We start from the raw sequence: 14,815 nt of genomic DNA, 5'->3' as shown, positions 1-14,815 counted from the left end.
CGATATCTACTTTCCAGCGAGAAAATCACCGCTGATTCATCTGCCGGTCATCACTCATCTTACAGATTCGTCATCCGTCATCTATCCACCTTCAAACCTAAGCAACCAGGTCTGTAAAAAAACAACAGACAGTCTGTTTTAGGATGGGCTGTACCGGTGTAGACATACCGTCACGAGATGGTTTTATTTAGGGGGGCTCAAGCCGCCCCTCGAATTTGCCGCCACGGACAGTTCAAGGGGCGATGTCTTGATGATGAAAAATCTAAATGGAGGGTAATCAGTGTACAGGCGAGCTACTCTGCTCTTCCTCCTCGTGATAAACAAAGCGTTGACCGCGGAAAAAGGAAGCGACAGCCCCGATGACAAGCAAAATAATGGAGATGCCAAAAGCTAACTCCAAGCCATGGTGAAACGGCCCCGAAATCAGATTCGGGAAGAACTCCTTGCCCGTTAACGTATGTGCCTGATTGGCAGGTAACGCGTTTAACACCTTGGGACCCAGCATGCTCTCAAGCGGATTGTATCCCAACAGCGCGGCGAACAAGGAAGCAGTCGGCGGTGTGCCTGCCACCGCTTGAGCCGTCTGCGTCGGCACTTGGTGTTGCACCAGTCCTTGATACATGGCCGTTGGCAGCGTCCCTGCCAAACCGGCGATGACAAGCGAGAAAAAGATCCCCATACTCATCATCATACCGGCGTTCATAAAGGTGGCTCGCATCCCAGAAGCGACGCCCCTGTACTTGGCCGGAACTGCATTCATGATAGCGGCGCTATTCGGCGACGAGAAGAGTCCCATGCCAGCGCCAATCAAGAAGATGTAGAGCCAGAACAGCCAATGGTTGAAATTAGACGGCAGGGTTTCCAGGCATGCAAAGCCGAGCGCCGCCAACAACAGTCCACCCGTCGCGAAGGCGCGTGCGCCAAATTTATCAGAAAGGTATCCGCTGATAGGCCCAGCCAGTAGAAAACCGACCATCTGTGGGATGGTATAAATTCCGGCAATGAGTGGTGTATGGGCGAATGATACCCCATGAAGCGGAAGATAAATCCCTTGCAACCAAATGATTAACATAAACTGCAACCCGCCACGCGCGAGCGCTGACATGAACGAAGCGATATTGCCGGCCGTAAAGGCGCGACTGCGGAAGAGATAGAGGTGAAAGAGAGGTTGTGGTACACGCGACTCGACAACAACAAACAAAATCAGCATGACAACGCCGACGACAAGCGATCCGATGACAGTCGGACTAGTCCAGCCCATCGTGTGACCACCGTATGGCATGATGCCATAAGTCAGTCCCATCATAATTCCAAGGATTCCGAGGCCAAGGGTGAGATTCCCGAGCACATCCAACTTTTGATGTTGCTCCGGACTACTGACCTCTTTCAGCGCAAAATAGCCCCAAATGGTTCCGAATAAGCCGACTGGTACGTTGACGAGGAATACGTATCGCCAATCACCTGTCGCGGCAAGCAGTCCGCCAACGACCAATCCGACGACACTACCGCCGATTGCGGCAATCTGATTTAATCCTAGTGCAAGTCCGCGTTGATTTTCGGGGAAGGCATCTGTGAGAATCGCGGCGCTGTTCGCGAACAAAAATGCGCCGCCGATACCTTGCACCACCCGGAACACAATCAGCTGAATTTCGCCCGAGAGCCCGGTTCCCCATGTGATGGCGCAGAGCACTGAACCGATGGTGAAGACGAGGAATCCCATGTTGTAGAGGCGAACGCGACCAAAAATGTCCGAGAGTCGGCCAAACGTCACGAGCAGCACAGTCGTTGCCACGTTAAACCCAAGCAATACCCACAGCAATAATCCCGTTTGCCCTGGTTCCAATGGATTGACTTTCAATCCGTCGAAAATCACAGGGAGAGCAATAATGAGAATGCTACTGTTAATCGACGCCATTAAGATACCGAGCGTCGTATTGACGAGAGCAATCCATTTGTAACTACCAGATCTACCCGCCGAATCATTCATAAGGCCTCTCACTCCCACATAGCAAATTCGGATTACCTTGACAAAATCCAACGAATACCGCCATTGCGGGCATCAGACATGGCAGGTTGTCAGTTCCCCCACGGCCGTTGCCCGCCGATGATTACGCTTGAAGTGCACGCACAACCTCTGCGGTCGACCGAATGCGCCCCATTCTCGGCATCAGATACTTCAGTGGATGGCGATGTTGTTCTTCGGTCATGGCCGTCATGGCATCTTCCACAAAAATTTGGTGATAGCCGAGTTGATAAGCCTCGCGCGCAGTTGTTTCAACGCCGATGTCCGTCGCAATCCCGCATAGAACGATGGTGTCAATACCACGGCGACGCAGTTGCAAATCCAACTCGGTTCCGAAGAACGCACCCCACTGCCGTTTCGTGACGAGCAAATCACCAGACTTCGGCCCTAACTCAGGTGCTATGACGCTAGCGTTCGACGGCCATGCGCGGTTTGTAGCGGGTTCTTCATCCGTTATCGGGTGCAATGCGTCGCGCCCATCATGAAAATCCACATTGACCAATACCACAAAGCCGCCTCGTTCGCGGAACGCGTCTGCCAAAGACACGGTCTTTGCAAGCACATCTGTCGTCGAGTACGGTGCACATGGAATCGCCAACACACCTTTTTGCATGTCAATCACGACCAGTGCAGTCTTTGATACATCTAGTGTCATCGTTTTCACACTCCATTTACAATCATTTCGTGTCCGAAACTTTCCACACCCGAACTATTTTACGTCTACGGGTGAACGACGTCAACGTCTCCCATGTCAGGCGCCTACGAAAAAAGGGCCTGGAACAGAATCCCAGGCCCTAACCGTATGAACGAGATGATTTCTCAAGTTATCATGCGCTCTCCAGTTCCAAATGTTTTTCTTTACGAACGAGGAACAAGAAATAGCAAGGGTAATACGCAAACAGAATAAAAATAATACCCGATGTCCAAGGATCTCCAATGTATGAATTTTGCGCGACCGGAGAACCTGTCGCCGGGTGGACGGCTGCTGTGTGGTATGCGTAATAGAATGCGTACACAATGCGCGCCAAGAACATCACAATCACGATACTTCCCACCCAGACGTTCGGCCGATAAGTCCAACGCTCGTTTTGATACTTAAACTGCGTGGTGCGAATGGCAAAAAAGGCGAGTACCAAACCAATACAAATACCGATAGCGTCCGATATATAACAAATGGGATGTACAATTGTCGCAACCAACAACAAGACGCCAATGACCATAAATATGATGGACCGCGTAATCATTTGCCGCGTGCGCAGCACCTGGAAACCGATGTTGCGGCGAATCCGCCGGTAGAAAATAAACAGAATCAACAACGCGAAAATCAACAGACTAGCATGGTTTGCCATGATTCTCTCCTTCGAGTCAGCAATCAAAGTGTCAGGTAACGGTCTAATACACGCGCCGCAAAGCGAATGAGCAAGTATGCCAAAATCCAGCTGGCCAGGAGTGGATAAATCAAATTCGGCGATAAATTCAGGTATAAGGTATGTGTGTCACTTCGGTACCCAGTTTGGATAAATCGACTAATTTGTGAAAAGGCCACCCACCAAATTCCGACAAAGATAATCCAAATTAGTGGCATAGCAGGTCTCGCCTTCGATGAACGAGCAATGGGAAACAACATCCCAAAAGCCGATGCAAAGGGGGCCGCAGCCATTGCAAGCAGTACCCATTGCGCCCCAGTCAACAAGAATTGACCTGCGGAGTCCGTGTGGAACTGTCCCTGTAATCCCATCGTGTATAAACCGAGAACCCCAATCACGCAATACAAACCGCACCCAATCAGAACCACGCGAAGCAACACTGCCACAAATTTCGATGTGAGGAGTTGCAAACGTGAGGTGGGAAGGCTCAACCACCAACCAACCGTGCCATTCTTCCATTCGTGCTTGACCGACGCAATCGATGTGCCAAATGCTATCCATGGCAAAGACAACGCAACATACCAGGCGGTACTGATGTGTGTATGGCTGACAAGACTGCCATAGGTCGTCAACCCCACGATGACCAAGGCAATCGCAATCGCGTAGGCGATTCGCCACGGCCTTGACATCCGCACTCTGTCCGACTTATGTTGCCATTTAAAATCCTGTCTGACCAGCGGCCAAAAGATGCGCTTCACAGGCATTCGTCATCGCCTCCTATCGATACAACTTTTGCTGAATAGAATGGATGGCTCCATACTGGCTGCGCAGTTGTTCTGCGTCACCTGCGAGCAACACCCTACCCTCATCGAGGAAGACAGCATAATCAAACAATGCCTCTGCCTCGTAAATTTCGTGGGTACTAATGAGAACTGTCCTATCCCCGCCGCTCATGTGGTCAATCAGTCCCGCAATAATGCGCTCGCGTGAAATGGCATCAATTCCGGCGAACGGCTCATCTAGGATAATGATTGGCACATCGCGCGCAATGCAGAGAATGAGCATTAAACGTGCCTCCTGTCCCCGAGACATGCCACCGGCGCGCATATCCAGTTCGAGGTGCATTTGCTCGGCAAGGCGCTCAGCCGTCGCTCTATCGAATCCCGGCAGAAATTGCTCAGCCCAGCTAAACGCTCGCTCTACCGTATGGTTCGCGTACCAACGCGCCCTATCCGGCAAGTAGGCGATGTCACAATTTGTCCGCCAACCTGGCAGCCTCCCGAGTACGTGGATAGACCCATGCTCGGCCCGCGTGAGCCCGGTAATTAACCGAAACAACGTAGATTTTCCAGATCCGTTTGGCCCCAATATTCCAACCACCCGGCCCTTTGGAATCTCGAGTGTCAATTCGCTCAGTGCTCGTTTTGCCCCATACTGTTTCGTCACGTTCTGACAAACAATCGCGCTATTGCTCATCGAACACGTCCCCCTTTGTACTGGGAAACATATTGCTCAATGTCGCCCCACGTATATCCGAGACTGTCCATTTTTTCGAGAAACTCCTCAATCACCTTTTTTGCCAATTCTGTCCGAAATTGATTCACCCGCTCCTGGGAGGTTGTAATAAATGTCCCCTGCCCGCGGCGCGTCTCCGTGAGTCCCACGTGCTCCATCTCCTTGTAGGCGTGCATGACGGTGTTCGGGTTAATCTTGAGTGCCTGGGCCAACTCTCTTACGGACGGGATTTTTTCCCCTAAGGCAATCTCCCCTCTGGCAACGGCGCTGCTCATCTGCCGCAAAATCTGTTCGTAAAGCGGTTGGCTGAGGTCGAGGCGAAATGTCAGCGGTCCCACGTGTCGTTCCTCCACAGCCTTCCCTCCGATTCCGCCACCAACGGTGTGTGAAGTGAATTAAGTGTATCATATCACATAACACACTTAATTCAAGCCTCCCTATGGACGGAATCAAAAAGAGGCACGCTCCAAATTGCGGAGCGTGCCTCCAAATCTTTGTAAATCACAAGTATCAATGACGATGGCCCCTGGCCTCACCTGGCGGTGCCCACGTTTGTGAACCGAATCCGTCATTGGTCGATCCACCTGGACCATCCCCACCAGGTGACGTTCCATCGCCGGACGACGCACCGCCGCCACCCTCATCGGTCGTTCCACCTGAATCGCCACTTTGTGGTGAACCAGGTATACCCGAAGGCGGTGTGCTTCCTGCATCGCCTTGTCCCGGACTCGTGCCAGGTCCCACACCAGGGGTTGTGGTATTGTTGCCCTGTCCACTGCCAGGCGGCGTTTGTACGGCGCCCGTCTGCACCGTGACCGTCGCCGGCGTCCCCAAGGCACTTCCGGAATTCGGATCTGTCGCCTGTACAGTGTACTGATAGACCTGCCCTGGTTGGACAGCTGTATCAATCATACTCGTACCCTGTGTCTCGCCAACGGGTATCTGGTCGCTTGACCCGACCGTTTGCCGTGTCACAGCGTATGTGACAGTCGTCGGGAACCCGCCTTGCCAACTCAGGCTGACTTGATTCTTAGCGGCGTCGTACGACGCGGTGAGCCCTTGGATCCCTGTCGCCTTCGTCGACGGCGCTTGGTTCTGATTGGCGTAATTGATACCATCCGCCGTTCCCGTATTGTATGGGTACGGCCCCTCAGCAAACTGTTGCGGCTGCTCATTTTGCAAGGCCAGCGCGATGATGTCGTGGAAAATTTGCGCTGCATTGCCGGATGGGTCTTCCGGTGTCATCGTCATATGATGGTTGGCATCCGTCTGGTCATAACCAATATGAATGCTTCCAACAAGCGTTGGCGTATAGCCATCGAACCAACCATCGCGAATCCAGTTGTCGTGGCTGCCATTGAGCCCCGGATCATACTGCACTGTACCCGTTTTACCAGCGACACCCCAATTCGACAGCTTCGCATACTGGCCTGTGCCGTAATCGACAACATCCTGCATGAGCCGCGTCATATCCGTCGCGGTCTGGCTCGACATAATTTGCGATTGCGACGGCGATTCATGATAGAGAATCGTCCCCTGTGCATTCACAATCTTGTTAATCAAATACGGCTGCGAGCGGACGCCCTGATTCGCGAATGGCGTGTACGCACCTGCCATCTGCAACGGTGTGACATTGACTTCGCCACCAATTGCAATACCCAGGTGTTGACGCGCACTCGAACTCAATTGAATACCATCTTTTTCGGCAAAGTTGACGCCTGTCGACAACCCAATTTGTTGTAGCAACCAGACAGAGGCAATATTTTGCGACTCCTCGAGCGCATACTGCAAGGTGACTTTCGACGGTCCGCCAACTTCCCAGTTCGACGGCTCATAGCCATCACCGAAGTCCTGCGGCGCATTGTCGAGAATGGACGTATACGACCACTTGCCCGATTCCAGCGCCGGTGCATATTCCATAATCGGCTTGATAGAACTCCCCGGTGAACTTCCACTATACACGCGATCCAGCCCAAGCGGCGTGAAATCCTGATGACGGCTGCCCGCGGCACCAAGGATGCCACCCGTCTTCGGATCGACAAACACAGCGGCGCCCTGGACCACCGTACCCGATGTCGGGCCCGGGAAATCTGAATCGTATTTCCCGCTCCAGAACACCTCGTTGATGGCGTTCTGAACAGCAGGACTAATCGTCGTATAAATTTTCAAACCGCCCTGTTCCACTTCCTCAGGCGGAATGTTGTGTTTACTGAGGTAGTCCAGCAAAAAGTTGGTCAATAGCGGATTGGTATCCCATCCGTCATTGCTGTTGGCACTACCGGACTTGACGATGCCAAGCGGCGCTTTCTCCGCTTGCTTCGCCTGACTTTCCGAGATGTATCCCCAATGCGCCATGTTCTCAAGTACTTGGTTCCGCCTTGTAAGTGCGGCTTTTGGGTGCTGTATCGGGTCATACGCCGACGGGGCCTGTGGCAATCCCGCCAACAGCGCGGCATCTGCAAGCGTCAGCTTATTCGGGTTCTTTTTCAAATCAATGCCGAAGTAACGCTGAGCCCCTTGCTCGATACCCGTGCTCCCCTCGCCCAACGGGATCCGATTTAAGTACATAGCCAATATTTCCTGCTTCGTGAAGTTGCGTTCAATTTGGACACCCAGAACAATCTGCTCAAATTTTCGCGTAAACGTCTTTTTGTCGGTCAGGTAGACCATTTTGGCCAACTGTTCCGGAATCGTGCTGGCACCTTGCTCCAAGCTGCCGGAAAGTGTGTCGACAAAGACTGATCTGACGACGGACTTCAAGTCAACGCCAGAATTCGTCCAGAACGAGTGGTCCTCCGTCGCAACAATAGCGTTTTGCACGTTCTTCGGAATCTGTCCATATGCGAGGTCCGTCGCCGGAGAACCCAGAGACATCAATTTTGTCCCATCCTCGGCGTAGACAATGGACGGTTGGTGCACTTTTTCCAACTCTGAAGCTTGAAACGGAATAAACCGAACCGCCAAATAAAACGCGAGTGCGATCAAGACGATAATGGTGATGACCAAAGCAGCAACAATTGATATCCAACGCCGCACCAAACGCGGCACCTCCTCGCTGATAGGTCCAATTTACGCCTAGTTGCGCCCGCCTCCACCCTAGCGTGGCCTCTTGCCGTAAATATTGCCATGACGCAGACGTGTGCCATGCAGACACATGGCACACGTCTCAAAATCTACAAGATTGAATAGTTTACTTCCCAAACCGAGTGGCCCCACATGTTCAAGGGGCCATATGACAGAAAACCGATGTGACGAACTTACAGTCGTTTCAGTCGCCAAGCGTAACTTGGACCGTCCATCGCCTTCGTCGTCTTCAGTGGAATCTTCTGCGTCTGATCTCCAACCGTAATGGTCAGCGTTCCAATCGTGGCGCCGGCATCAACATGCGTCGGAAGGTTGTCGACTTGCTGCACCGACTCGTGAATTGGCATTCCAGGCCAGCCGATCACACTGACGTTTTCACCCGCACGAACGACCTCATCGGACGACGTCCACGGCGCGCTGAGCGTTGCAATTGGCGTATTTGCGCTGACAACTTGCACGTGGCGCAAGGCAGCCTGCGCATTTTTCGACAAAGTCACCCCAGCATCCAGTGCAGTTTGTAGTTCAGGTGTCTTCGTCTGCCCCAGCACAGCACCGACGATAATGACATCCTTTGCGCCAATCGTCTTTTGCGAAGCGAACACGAAACATCCGCCCGCCTGCGACGTGCTACCCGTCTTGCCGCCGATAATGACACCATGACCGACTTCCGAGTCGACATTGTAAACCGTGCCTGCAACCGGCAAAGTCGCTTGTGGCTCTGCCACCACAGACTTAAACGTCGGCAATTGCATTGCGGCGGAGAACAGTTTGACTTGGTCGACCGCCGTACTGGAACTGCCCGGGTTAAAGCCACTGGCATCCACATAGTGGGTGTTGGTCATCCCCATCGACTTCGCGGTGCTGTTCATTTCATTGACAAAGGCGCTCTCCGTGCCGTCACACCACTTCGCCAACATACTTGCGACATTGTTACCGGAAGGCAGCATCAACCCTTCAAGCGCTTGGCGCTCCGTGAGCTTCTCGCCGGGCTTGACCTGCAAGACGGACTCACCCTTTGCCTTATCACTTACATACGTTTGGTAGTCTTCATTTGTGACCGTGATGGACGGACCATCCTGACCGATGCTCAGCGGATGCTTCTTCAATACCAGGTACGCCGTCATCACTTTCGTGACACTGGCAATCGGCGTTGGTGTCTGCGCACCCGAGTGCCCCATGTCGCCAACTCCAATGGCGGCAAGAGCAGCTTGTCCCTCACTCGGCCAATCAATTTTGGGCTTTGCTCCGGGTACGGTGTTCACTGTCGCACCGCTTACTTGCAAGGACAAGTGCGGTACAGGTCGGACGAACTGGACGACGGGTATAGCGATAATGACGAGCGCGATGATAATCCACTTGATGCTGCGCACAAATGATCCTCCTACATTTTCTGCAATATACTAAGCCTTCGATTCGACGGACGGCCCAACAGAGTCACGCCCCTGCGTCAGCCTGCGATACTGCACGAACATCGCCAGACGCCAAGGGACAAGCATTCCAAACGCCAAATCGAAGAACAAAGATCCGGTTTGATAGATGTCCACATACTGCTCTACAACACTATGCAAGATCAGACGCAGTACGAGCAACCCCAAAAGAATGTAAATAAACGCCTTCGAGCGATGCAAGTACACAAGATTATCGCGAACAAACATCTTTGAGGTCGCAATCAGCGGATAACTGAGCAAACACCCGACCACAAAGGCGATGAGCGCATAAGCCAAGCGTTCACGCGTGAACGGGAAAATGTACATCAGGAAGCCTGTACTCATCATCACTGGTGGAATCAGAATCTTCCTGGCGTTGGTCGGCCTCCCAGAAGCCCGCAACCGAATAAAAATCACCGTGAGCGCAAAAACCACTGCAATCACAGTCCCAATCACTGTCGCCACAGCGTTTGGCATGTCAAACCCTCTCTTTCATGAGCGCGCTTGATTGCAACACGTTGGCAATGACGAATCACCATAGCTGTCAGTATACCATCAAATCCTTGTCGTGTTTTTGAACGGAGTCCCACAAAATTACGACATCCAGGTGGTAATTTCAAGCTGCGCAGTCTCATTCTGCATAACAGCCATTCCTATTTTCCGTATCGGGCCAATAGGTCCAAAGCATAGAAAGTGCGCCATGAACCATCCTAAGGAAAAAACAACGTATGATGGAGGTGCCAGTATGGCGCAAAACAGCCAGTCTTCAGGGAGCTCCAGTGGCACAACGACCCAAACGATGATTCAAGTTACGCCCTATCCGACCTCGTTCCCGCCGCAACATCAATCCGAGCAACCCGGCCTTCAGCGGTTGATGACACCCACCCCAGACTGTGACAATAAGGCGTACCGCGGCAGCGGCAAATTGACCGACAAAGTTGCGGTCATCACCGGCGGCGACAGCGGCATTGGGCGTGCGGTGGCCATCGCCTTCGCCAAGGAAGGCGCCGATGTCGCTATCGTCTATTACAACGAACACGAAGACGCCGACGACACCGTCAAGGCAGTTGGCGAATATGGACGTCAGTGCATCTCGCTGCCTGTTGACGTACGTGATCCCGCCCTGTGCAAACGCGCTATCGACGACGTCGTAAAGCGATTCGGCAAACTCGATATCCTTATCAACAACGCCGCGGAACAGCATCCGCAACAGAGCGTTCTCGACATCACGCCCGAACAGTTGGAAGGCACCTTTCGCACCAACGTATTCGGCTACTTTTATATGATTCAGGCGGCACTTCCCCACATGAAGCCAGGCGCAACCATCGTCAACACCACGTCCATCACAGCCTACAAGGGCAATGAGACACTGATAGACTATTCTGCGACCAAGGGTGCCATCGTCACCTTGACGAGATCGCTTTCACTGTCGCTGATCAAGCAAGGTATCCGGGTGAACGCGGTCGCCCCAGGCCCCATCTGGACGCCGCTCATCCCCTCGACGTTCGATGCGGCACAAGTCGCTGAATTCGGCAGCACTGCGCCGATGAAACGCGCTGGACAACCAGCAGAACTCGCGCCAGCGTACGTCTACCTCGCGAGCTCCGACAGCTCCTACGTGAGTGGTCAAGTCCTGCACGTCAACGGCGGAGACGTTGTCAACGGGTGACATCCAACAGGTCGACTCATCAACGAATGTCAACTGGTGTGTGACCGACAAGAGTCGCCTACGAAACGCAAACACCTCGAACCGCGACACGCGCTGAAAGCCGTGTGCAGTTCGAGGTGTTTTAAACGGTGCCTCTGTACGGCCCATCACCACTAGAATTAATGTTGCGCGACCAACGTCACGGACCCATTCGCCGGGATGACGCCAGTCATCAACGTCCCTGCAGCCGCGCCGCCCGTCGCGAGTTCTACCGCAATTTGAACGGTATAACCACCGCCTGATGGGCTCGCGCTGTTGGCCACGACGAAGTCCCCGTTGTGGAGCGTCGCAATCTGTTGCGAGGTGTTACTTGCGCTGTATACCGGAACGGAGGTACTCGTACCTGTCGGGGTTGCCACCTGCACCCGATAGACGTTGTTAAACGAGACATACTGGGAATCCACCCAACCATAGCCCTGAACGTAGTACCACGGAACCACAAGGCCTCCGGCCATCCCCTGTTCAATTTGGGTGATATTCACGGTCGTCCCCGCCGGAATGGTCGGCTGACTGCTCGACGTTCCAATGTACTTCGTCCACATGCTATAGCTCCAAATGCCGTCCGGGTTCGCCATGCCCATCACTTGCGACTCAAACTTTTTGACCGCAGTTTGCGTGGCCTGGCCGAACTGGCCATCGACCGTCAGTCCCGCCCCGATTTGCTGGTTGAGGAACTGCTGCACCTCCATCACGGGCTCACCGGAACTCCCGATGCTCAACTGGCCAAAGAACATTTCCTGCATCCCCGTGCCCATACTGGAGAAATACGGGACCCCATTGTAGTACGGGGTAGCCTTGGTCGTCCCTTTGGCGCCGTTCAAGTAGTAGACCGGTTCCGAATTGCTCTTTGGTGCAGGTGCACTTTGACCCGGCGTGTACTGCGTGTAGTCGCTGATAGTCGATCCGACCGAGCCCGAGAATTGCGCCATCAAGCTGCCGATACTCGATGCCCACTGCGGATCTGTCGCATAATGGACGTTCATCCCCGTCAGCGTCGGACTAACGTACTCACTGGCGCCAGGCGTCAAATAGTTCGAACGGACTTCCCACGCCTCGAAGCGAATCGCGTAATCATCGCTTGGGAACATCCCGGCGTCATCACCGGGATCGGCGTCATAAGCGCCATAACCAAATAGGTTATTCTTCGCGAGCGCAATTTGGCTTTGCCCCCACGCGCTCTCCAAAATCGCGTGCGAGACCAAGTAGTTGGCATCGACGCCATACGTGTTTTGCGCCGCCATGAACGATGCGCCAAGCCCGTTCATCGGCGAGTGATTCGCCAACAAGTACTGGTCAATCGTGTTCGCGTTCACGTTACCCGGTGCGGGGAAGCGCAAATCCACATTCGTGTAGGAGCCCGTCGAACCACTTGATCCACTTGAACCTGTCGATCCTGTCGATCCTGTCGAACCACTTGAACCTGTTGATCCGCTCGATCCTGTTGATCCACTTGATCCCGTCGTTCCGGTGGATCCACTCGTTCCGGTCGATCCGCCCGTAGGCGTCGTAGCGGGCGGCTTCATGGTCCACGTCGTGCCCTGCCATCCTGACTGAATTCCAACCCGCGTGAGTGCGTCCATGACGTACCAAATCGGGAGATAGGTCGTTGGCTGCCCCGACGCCGGATCAACGTGGATGACCGCGTCCACTCTATCGACAACCGTGCCATTGATGGCGATAGACGTGCTGCCTTTGCCGTACTTGATGTTACTGTAATCCACCTTGAAGCCGCTATTGGACGGCACGATAATGTTCCAAACGTTGTTGGACCAGGTGTGCTGGAAGCCTACTTGATCCATCGTGTTCATCACATACCAAATCGGCATGTAGGTGGTGCCTTGATATGTAAAGCCGTCCGGAGACGTAATCAGCTTTCCATTGTAGTAAATCTGCTTGGCTTCCAAGTGCGTGACGAGTGGACTGTTGGCACTCAGGTTGACCGGCTTCGACGCAAATGCCGCCATTGCGGCGTCTATCGCAGACCAAGTCTGTGGCCCCACCGCGCCGTCTGCCGTCAGGTGGTGACTCGTTTGAAACGCTTTGACCTCTGTCGTCGTCAACGGGCCGTAATCGCCATCGGCTTGTCCGACGGTAAACCCAAGCGCGTTCAAATCGTTCTGCAAGGTGACCACTGCTGCCCCGGTCGATCCCACCTGTAACACTGGTTCAGTACTGGTGGTTGCAGCATGCGCCACAATGGGCATTGCCCCCGAGGCAAGGCTTGGCAATATCATCACGGCGAGCAGACGCTGTTTCTTCACAAATTATGAACCCCCGCTTCTCAGTCATGAGCTAATATCGATGCGCTGTACGGATAGCGCGCCATTTTCTACGGCAACTTGAATTTCGCCTAGGACCACTGTTCCGCCGAGATCGGGGAGCATTTGGTTCATCGAAATCGAAATGGATGACGACGTAGGCAATTTGACGCGAATGCTGTCATCGGCCGCCAAGCCCAAGTCTCGGCTGTCGAGTACATCCGTCGTCGACCACGTCGTATCCCCCGGGCGCTCGTACTGAATTTGACCCAGCGTCGTCGTGTAACTAAACCAACTGGTCGCACCTTCGCTCGGCATGGTCAACACCCACGTACCATTCTCGTTCGTCACTTGAATACTGTCGAAGAACTGATAGGTTTGGATGATGGCGTTTTGAACGTCCTGGTTCGACGTGAAGAATGGCTGCCCGCCCGCACTGTCACCGTTAAAGGTAGCGGTCGCCTCATCACGAATGGGGTACTCGACTTGATAGGTATCGGCGTCAAGTTTGACAAAACCAGTTTGGTGATGAGCAATGTTCGACACGATTTCGGATAATTCCTGCGGACTCAACAAGTCGCTCGTCTGCACGCCCGACGGATTCAGCCCAGTGTCGTTCGCCCAGGCAAACGGAGCGCCGCCTGGCTCAAATGACGCGTCGGTCAGCCCATACGCGTTCCACAAGACCTGGTCTATACCACCGACGCTCATGGCGTCATAAGCGCCCGAATGGGTCGACGACGGCGGTGTATAGATGTGTTTGCTAATCGCCGTTTGCACCACAGCAAAATGGCTGTCTGTCGTGGCAATGTCGCTATAACTACTGGTACCCGAAGCCTTCGCAGAAATGCCAAAGGCGCTTTCCACCTGCTGCAAGACCTGCCACACAGGCACCTCGTTCGCTGGCAGTGCAGGTGGTGGCGTGACTTTGGTCGGCGCGTTCAGCGTCCACGTGGTACCGTCCCACGGCGCCGTGATGCCGACGCGCGAGAGCAGTTGCTGGGTGTACCAAATCGGGATGAAGGTGGTTGCTTTGCCCGAGGCGGGATCGACTGCGGCAATCCCGTTCACCTTGTGCATCAACTGGCCGTTGATTTCGAGTGAAATCTTCCCCGACCCCACCTGAATGTTCGATTTATCGACTGTCATCGTCGAGGGGACCTGAAGGTTCCACACGTTGTTCTTCCAGGAACTTGTAATCCCCAGTTGTGTCAGTCCCTGCTCCACATACCAAATGGGCATATAGGTCGTGTTGTTATATGTAAAGCCATAGGGTTGTGAAATCGTCTTGCCATTGAGCACAATGGTCTTTTTCTCCATCTTGTATTGCGGACTGGCCGCGGCGGCGACCGGCGTCACCATCGGTGTCAACGCCAGGCCAGCCGCCACAACAACGCCCAGGGAACTGCTTAGCACATATCGCTTCATAGCGC

Annotated in this window: 12 protein-coding genes; 1 reads left to right on the top strand and 11 read right to left on the bottom strand. The window is 53.7% G+C overall.

Annotated features, from left to right (window positions below):
- Positions 1–277 precede the first annotated feature (277 nt).
- The 9 genes from K1I37_RS03790 to K1I37_RS03750 all read right to left on the bottom strand — a co-directional run bounded on the left by K1I37_RS03790 (position 278) and on the right by K1I37_RS03750 (position 9,893).
- Positions 278–1,987 carry an MFS transporter gene (locus K1I37_RS03790; RefSeq protein WP_021297360.1) on the bottom strand — a complete coding sequence of 570 codons (1,710 nt, stop codon included), beginning with the start codon at positions 1,985–1,987 and terminating at the stop codon, positions 278–280.
- Between the two features lie 121 nt (positions 1,988–2,108).
- Positions 2,109–2,678 (bottom strand): hydrolase, encoded by a 570-nt coding sequence (locus K1I37_RS03785; protein ID WP_021297359.1) that lies wholly within the window; start codon positions 2,676–2,678, stop codon positions 2,109–2,111.
- A 172-nt stretch (positions 2,679–2,850) separates the two neighbouring features.
- Entirely contained in the window at positions 2,851–3,372 is a 522-nt protein-coding gene (locus K1I37_RS03780) for a CcdC protein domain-containing protein (RefSeq protein ID WP_021297358.1), read from the bottom strand.
- A gap of 23 nt (positions 3,373–3,395) precedes the next feature.
- Positions 3,396–4,154, bottom strand: a complete 759-nt coding sequence (locus tag K1I37_RS03775; protein WP_021297357.1) for an ABC transporter permease subunit — start codon at positions 4,152–4,154, stop codon at positions 3,396–3,398.
- A gap of 13 nt (positions 4,155–4,167) precedes the next feature.
- Positions 4,168–4,866, bottom strand: coding sequence for an ABC transporter ATP-binding protein (locus K1I37_RS03770; protein WP_021297356.1), 699 nt, complete (start codon positions 4,864–4,866; stop codon positions 4,168–4,170).
- Positions 4,863–5,258, bottom strand: coding sequence for a GntR family transcriptional regulator (locus K1I37_RS03765; protein WP_031218966.1), 396 nt, complete (start codon positions 5,256–5,258; stop codon positions 4,863–4,865). The genes K1I37_RS03770 and K1I37_RS03765 overlap by 4 nt, the downstream gene beginning before the upstream one ends.
- A gap of 157 nt (positions 5,259–5,415) precedes the next feature.
- Positions 5,416–7,941, bottom strand: a complete 2,526-nt coding sequence (locus K1I37_RS03760) for a transglycosylase domain-containing protein (RefSeq protein ID WP_236613904.1) — start codon at positions 7,939–7,941, stop codon at positions 5,416–5,418.
- A gap of 221 nt (positions 7,942–8,162) precedes the next feature.
- Entirely contained in the window at positions 8,163–9,359 is a 1,197-nt protein-coding gene (locus K1I37_RS03755) for a D-alanyl-D-alanine carboxypeptidase family protein (protein WP_021297353.1), read from the bottom strand.
- 30 nt (positions 9,360–9,389) lie between these two features.
- Complete coding sequence (locus K1I37_RS03750; RefSeq protein ID WP_021297352.1) at positions 9,390–9,893, bottom strand: CcdC family protein; 504 nt, start codon at positions 9,891–9,893, stop codon at positions 9,390–9,392.
- Positions 9,894–10,215: 322 nt separating this feature from the next.
- Here K1I37_RS03750 and K1I37_RS03745 point away from each other — a divergent pair, with 322 nt between their 5' ends.
- Positions 10,216–11,085 carry an SDR family oxidoreductase gene (locus K1I37_RS03745; protein WP_031218964.1) on the top strand — a complete coding sequence of 290 codons (870 nt, stop codon included), beginning with the start codon at positions 10,216–10,218 and terminating at the stop codon, positions 11,083–11,085.
- Between the two features lie 158 nt (positions 11,086–11,243).
- Here K1I37_RS03745 and K1I37_RS03740 read toward each other — a convergent pair whose 3' ends face one another.
- A complete protein-coding gene (locus K1I37_RS03740) occupies positions 11,244–13,385 on the bottom strand; it encodes a peptidoglycan-binding protein (protein ID WP_021297350.1) in 2,142 nt (713 codons plus the stop codon).
- 24 nt (positions 13,386–13,409) lie between these two features.
- Positions 13,410–14,810: a hypothetical protein gene (locus tag K1I37_RS03735; protein WP_021297349.1), complete on the bottom strand. Its 1,401-nt coding sequence runs from the start codon at positions 14,808–14,810 to the stop codon at positions 13,410–13,412.
- Positions 14,811–14,815: the final 5 nt, after the last annotated feature.

It is taken from the genome of Alicyclobacillus acidoterrestris (assembly GCF_022674245.1).
Classification (GTDB): Bacteria; Bacillota; Bacilli; order Alicyclobacillales; family Alicyclobacillaceae; genus Alicyclobacillus; species Alicyclobacillus acidoterrestris.
The sequence above is the reverse complement of the archived record's forward strand: the minus strand, read 5'-3'. Positions and strand labels throughout refer to the sequence as shown.

What these genes read in the sequence shown, in the direction of transcription:
- K1I37_RS03790 (WP_021297360.1), bottom strand. Translation starts at nt 1,987, where the DNA reads ATGAATGATTCGGCGGGTAGATCTGGTAGTTACAAATGGATTGCTCTC.
- K1I37_RS03785 (WP_021297359.1), bottom strand. Translation starts at nt 2,678, where the DNA reads ATGACACTAGATGTATCAAAGACTGCACTGGTCGTGATTGACATGCAA.
- K1I37_RS03780 (WP_021297358.1), bottom strand. Translation starts at nt 3,372, where the DNA reads ATGGCAAACCATGCTAGTCTGTTGATTTTCGCGTTGTTGATTCTGTTT.
- K1I37_RS03775 (WP_021297357.1), bottom strand. Translation starts at nt 4,154, where the DNA reads ATGCCTGTGAAGCGCATCTTTTGGCCGCTGGTCAGACAGGATTTTAAA.
- K1I37_RS03770 (WP_021297356.1), bottom strand. Translation starts at nt 4,866, where the DNA reads ATGAGCAATAGCGCGATTGTTTGTCAGAACGTGACGAAACAGTATGGG.
- K1I37_RS03750 (WP_021297352.1), bottom strand. Translation starts at nt 9,893, where the DNA reads ATGCCAAACGCTGTGGCGACAGTGATTGGGACTGTGATTGCAGTGGTT.
- K1I37_RS03745 (WP_031218964.1), top strand. Translation starts at nt 10,216, where the DNA reads ATGATTCAAGTTACGCCCTATCCGACCTCGTTCCCGCCGCAACATCAA.
- K1I37_RS03735 (WP_021297349.1), bottom strand. Translation starts at nt 14,810, where the DNA reads ATGAAGCGATATGTGCTAAGCAGTTCCCTGGGCGTTGTTGTGGCGGCT.